Genomic DNA, 4,511 nt, shown 5'->3' on the forward strand with positions numbered 1-4,511 from the left:
AGTCGGCGGCGTTGGCGGCGGTCTGAGTGGAGCCGGGGTCCGCTGTGCTGGGGCCCAATCCGTTCTGCCTCGGGCGCGGGCGTCATGCCCGTACCACCCGTGCCGCGGGCGCTGCGGGACAGGTCTGAGTGAAAGGACCGACGGGGTCGGCCCGGTCGCGACGTTCGACCGGGCAAGGGAGACGACGGCACCGGCACGACGCCCGTGGTCCACACGGGCTCCGGGCAGAATAGGCCGCGCGGGGCCGGACTTCGTGTTGACTCAAGAGCCGGCCGCCGGGTCAGCTCTCCTATCGAACGACGCGGTCTTCTCCGGTCGGAGACCTCACTGGACGCTTCCGAACGACTTGTCGACCGCCCCGGACGGCGCCTGCAGCCCGGCGAAGCGGCACCCCTGAGCAACCGGGCCGCCCGGAAAGATCTCGTACAGGTACTTGATGCCGCCGCGGCTGTGAAAGGCCTCGTCGAGCGCGTCGTGCAGCGCCCGGACGTTGGGTTTGTCATGCCGTCCGAAATAGCCCTGCAGCGCCTTGATCATGTCCCAGTGATCCTGAGTCAGACTGATGCCATCCGCCTGGGCGGCCGCCTCGGCATGCTCCCGGGTCCAGTCCTCCGGCGCGTCCGGAAACTCCGGGTCACGGACCACCGCGCCTGGGTTCATGATCTCGCCCATGCTCTGTGCCACGATGCTCACCTCCTGGTTGAATGTCTGGGATTTCTTGCGGCTGCCGGGACTGTTGCACCCGGACCACCGGCGCGCTGCCCGATGCAGTGCGTCAGCCAGGTCGCGGTCGGCCGGACGCCACGCTCGGCCTGCATGAGTGTCGAGCCTGTGGTGAGCCCCGTCAAGGTCCGGGCCGTTGATCCCGTGTATTTCGGCCCGCTTCCGGTCGCCGCGAGAGGCTGCTGCGGATATCGGCCGGGGCGGGCGGCTTCAAATCGCTCCAGTGTTCGGGGATATTCCCCTCGGGCGGGTTGCGGACGCCGCGCTCGAATGACACATGGGCCGGCGTCGTCGATCGAGCCGATGAGCCGGATACGGAAGCGCTGGATTTCGTCGGGGGTCAACACGTCATCTGGGCCGCATGACCAGGCTGCCTCGGTGATCGGCACAACAGCTGGTCTGAAGTGCTCCAGCGGGCAGGCTCCAGACCAGGCTGGGATTGCCGCGTTGAGTCACCTTCTGACACATCACGTCACCTCGGGGACATCCGTCCCGCGGCCCCTCGGATCTGAGTTGTGCCCGCAGGGCGCCTCGCAACGACATGCGTTCCCCCCCCTGGCGCCACCCCTGACCTCAGATCGCGTCTGCCGGGCCGCATCACGCAAAACCAGTGCGGCGATCAGCTCCTTCGCCGGAGCACGCGGGCAACAACAGCTGCTCCCCCATCGCCGACAATTCCCTCAATTCCCCGATGCGCCGCTGGCGCGGTTTTGCATCGCGCGTCGCCGCTCGAGACTCGGCTCTTGATGGCCCGAATCATGCAGGCACTCGACTGGGAGTCTCACCGGGGCGTCCATAGAGCACGGACCACGCCCGACGCTCCAGCATCATCCACCAAGTAACGAGAGAGCGCTTACATGAAAAGACAGCAGGCCGGCTTCACACTCATCGAGCTGATGATCGTTGTGGCAATCATTGGTATCTTGGCGGCAATTGCGCTGCCAGCGTACCAGGATTACATGATGAAGGCGAAAATGTCCGAAGTCATTTTAGCGGCGAGTCAATGCCGAACCACCGTTGCCGAGGTGTACCAATCCGGAACAGCCGCCGATGCTCCCGGCGCGGGCGAATGGGGTTGCGAAACATCCACAGGAACGCAGTATGTGTCGTCTGTCGATACCGATGACAATGGTGCCATCACTGTCACCGTTCGAGACGATAGCATTGACCCTGACTTGAATGGGTTGACGGTTGTCTTGACGCCCACGACGGCAGCGGACACAGCGGCAGCCACAACCGATATGCCAACTCAGCTTTTTGGGTTTGAATGCGCGGGTGACACGGGGTCTGGCTCGGTTCCCTCCAGGTATCTTCCAGGGTCTTGCAGATCCACGCTTTAGGCGAAAGCTTCTGGGCGGCAGGGTTGGGGTCGGTTGGTACGGAGCCGGCCCCGACCATCACAGCCTTCGCGCATTCAGTACAAGGAGCGGGATCCATTCGGCTGCCTACCCGACCATGCCGGACCTGATACTCGGTTCGCCAGAGCCGCTGCGCACTCTGCCGTTCCGTTTCCGTCGGACGATGGCTTGCCGCGATTCCGGCGCGACGGCTTAGCCAACAAGCGGCTCGACGTGCACTGAGCTAACAAAGCGCCCCCCTCGTCAGCCGCCATGATCCAAATTCTCTGGGTTCCGGTTGCTTCCACCTTCAGCCTGATCCTGTTCCTCCGCTATTTCTGCCGCTCGCGGTTCATCAAACCGATCGGGGTGATTGCGGCGCTGCTCTCTACCCTGTTCACGCTGATCTTTTTCATCTCAGACCAGATCACGGGTGAAGGGATCACCGAGGCGACTCTGTTCCATTTGACCTACGGCCTGTCGGGTCTGAATCCGCTCAACTTCCCTTTCGAGCTCGCATTCGTCAGCGGCACTCTGCTGCTGATGACCGCTGCTCTTGCTGCTGCTCTCTTCAGGACCCGCGAAGGGCGCTTGAATCGTCTCTCGTTACCAGTCGAGGCCACGATTCTCGGCTTCTTGGTGTGCTTTTCCGTAGCGGTTCATCCGACTGTATTGGAGATCAACCATTTTTTGCGCAAGAGTTGGTCGCCGTCGGCCCATTCGCTCAACGACGAATTGGCGGGGATCGACGGGCTTTCGCATCAAGACGGTCCACCCAAGAATCTTGTGTATCTTTATGTCGAGAGCGTTGAACGGCTGTTCCTCGACGACAGGGTTTTTCCGGGGCTCGCGAGGGGATTGAGAACATTGGAGCAGGATTCGCTGTCGATCCGCGGTATCCGTCAGGCACCGATGACAGATTGGACGATCGCGGGCATGGTGGCGAGTCAGTGTGGTGTCCCGCTGGCGACCTTCAAGCCGAACCGCAACGATCTGGGCGATGTCGAGAGCTTCGTTCCGGGAGTGACCTGTCTAGGTGATATCCTCACCTGGTTCGGATACCGGAATGTCTATCTCGGAGGGGCCGATCTTCACTTCGCGGGCAAGCAACGCTTTTATCCGGATCATGGAGTCAAGGAAATCTTCGGCGTCGACGAGCTCCAGGCTCTGCACGGCGGGCGACTTCCGACCTCTCGCTGGGGTGTATATGACGATACCCTATTGCAGACCGCCTTCGATAAGTTCAGGGAGCTTTCCGCAGGGGAACAACCCTTCGCTCTGTTTCTGTTGACACTCGACACACATCCGCCGCGTGGTCATGAGACCCCAAGCTGCAAGTCAATCCGGTATGGCGAAGGGGGCTATGCCATGCTCAATGCAGTTCACTGTGCGGACAGGCTGGTATCGGAATTTGTAACGAGGATCGAGGACTACGCCGCCGAGCAGAGGTCGGAAAACGAGCTTGTGGTGATCGTCGCATCGGACCACTTGATGATGCATAACGAGATTTCGCCAATCCTGGATGAACATCGCGGACAGCGGGAGAATCTGTGGTTGGCGCGGTCCGCCGAGCTGGAACCCGGGGTCGTTCAGCGCGAGGCAACGACGTTGGATATTGCGCCCACCGTGCTTTCACTTCTGGGATGGGACGTGGAGTCGATGGCACTGGGTCGGAATCTGCTCAAGCCGGCGCCTACACTGATCGAACGATATGGCCAAGCGCGTTTCTTCACGATGCTTCAGCACTGGCGACTGAATCTCTGGAAAACCTGGGTACCAAGCACGGAGTAAGTATCCCTACGGCAAACCCGGAGGCGTGCGTTGGTGCGCCGCTCGAAGGCGCCAGACGGGGCTGCAGACGCGACCCGCATCTTGGAGCCAACGTTACCCAACCACCTGCGACATGGCAGACTCAGGTGGGATCGCGACAGCGTGGTCCGGTAAGGCTGGAGCCGCCCGAATTGATCGGTCCTTCCATCTGTCAATCCGCGACGGGTGGAAGTCCCGGTTCCGGTGGCGGCATGGCGAGGGGCTCGATGTTCGCGGATCCGAGGAAGCGCGGCCTTGTCAGGTTGAAGCCGAATTCGGGCGACTCAGCGCGGCGTCTCGAGCAGCTCCTTGACCTTGTCGACCAGCTCGCGGGTCGAGAAAGGCTTGGCGATATAGGCGTCGGCGCCAAGGTCGAGCCCTTTCTTGCGCTCCACCTCGCCCCCCTTGGCGGTCAGCATGAGGATGCGGGTGGAGGCGAGGTTGGCGTCGGCGCGCACCGCCTCCAGGACCGCGAAGCCGTCGAGCTTGGGCATCATGACATCGAGCACGACCAGGTCCGGCCGGTGGGTCCGCACGGCCGCCAGGCCGGCTTCGCCGTCGCGGGCCACGCGCACCTGGTGGCCCTCCCGCATCATCAGGAACTCGAGCGAGATGACGATGTTGGGCTCGTCGTCGACGATC

4 protein-coding genes are annotated in these 4,511 nt (G+C 62.4%); 2 read left to right on the forward strand and 2 right to left on the reverse strand.

Annotated elements, in window-relative coordinates; genetic code table 11:
- Positions 1 to 324: 324 nt before the first annotated feature.
- Positions 325 to 684 (reverse strand): TusE/DsrC/DsvC family sulfur relay protein, encoded by a 360-nt coding sequence (locus tag LJE61_RS10725; protein WP_296918370.1) that lies wholly within the window; start codon positions 682 to 684, stop codon positions 325 to 327.
- 896 nt (positions 685 to 1,580) lie between these two features.
- Here LJE61_RS10725 and LJE61_RS10730 point away from each other — a divergent pair.
- Both LJE61_RS10730 and LJE61_RS10735 read left to right on the forward strand, forming a co-directional pair.
- Entirely contained in the window at positions 1,581 to 2,063 is a 483-nt protein-coding gene (locus tag LJE61_RS10730) for a pilin (protein WP_296918372.1), read from the forward strand.
- Positions 2,064 to 2,333: 270 nt separating this feature from the next.
- Positions 2,334 to 3,851: a sulfatase-like hydrolase/transferase gene (locus LJE61_RS10735; RefSeq protein WP_296918374.1), complete on the forward strand. Its 1,518-nt coding sequence runs from the start codon at positions 2,334 to 2,336 to the stop codon at positions 3,849 to 3,851.
- 302 nt (positions 3,852 to 4,153) lie between these two features.
- On the opposite strand, the gene LJE61_RS10740 is transcribed toward LJE61_RS10735, so the two are convergent.
- A complete protein-coding gene (locus LJE61_RS10740; protein WP_296918376.1) occupies positions 4,154 to 4,510 on the reverse strand; it encodes a response regulator transcription factor in 357 nt (118 codons plus the stop codon).
- Position 4,511: the final 1 nt, after the last annotated feature.

Origin of the sequence: Thiocapsa sp. (genome assembly GCF_022340925.1) — a bacterium.
Classification (GTDB): domain Bacteria; phylum Pseudomonadota; class Gammaproteobacteria; order Chromatiales; family Chromatiaceae; genus Thiocapsa.

What these genes read in the sequence shown, in the direction of transcription:
- LJE61_RS10730 (WP_296918372.1), top strand. Translation starts at nt 1,581, where the DNA reads ATGAAAAGACAGCAGGCCGGCTTCACACTCATCGAGCTGATGATCGTT.
- LJE61_RS10735 (WP_296918374.1), top strand. Translation starts at nt 2,334, where the DNA reads ATGATCCAAATTCTCTGGGTTCCGGTTGCTTCCACCTTCAGCCTGATC.